The 409-nt window shown below is 68.9% G+C and carries 1 protein-coding gene; it reads right to left on the bottom strand.

Annotation, left to right across the window (positions count from 1 at the left end; genetic code table 11):
* The coding region (locus CCN37_RS37130; protein WP_246843539.1) for an MFS transporter at positions 1 to 409 on the bottom strand (409 nt) is incomplete at both ends.

Raw genomic sequence — 409 nt, 5'->3', positions numbered from 1 at the left:
GCCGCGACCACCACCAGCGGCCAGAAGAACCCGGCTGGCACGGAGGTGAACAGCGCGAACAGGGCCAGGCTCACGACGATGGTCAGCGCGATGTTCCCGAGTGCGCGTTTCCCCGTGTACAGAACGTCCACAAAGGACCGCTCCTTGGCGGAGTGCTCCCAGTCCGCGGCCTCGGGCAGGCTCCGCCGCAGCCACAGCGCGAGCAGGATCGGCAGCAGCCCCACCAGGAACAGTGCGCGCCAACCGAACTCCGGCACGATGAAGCGGTACGCCTGCGCGGCAAGGACTCCGCCGACCGAGAAACCCGAGATCAGGAAGCCGCTCGCCCGGTTGCGCAGCGCGCGCGGCCAGCTCTCGATCACGTAGGTGGCGCTGGCGCTGTACTCACCGGCCATGCCGATGCCGACGA

This window comes from Allokutzneria sp. NRRL B-24872 (assembly GCF_002155965.1).
In the GTDB taxonomy this organism is placed as follows: domain Bacteria; phylum Actinomycetota; class Actinomycetes; order Mycobacteriales; family Pseudonocardiaceae; genus Allokutzneria.
This window is presented reverse-complemented; position numbering and strand designations above follow the sequence as displayed.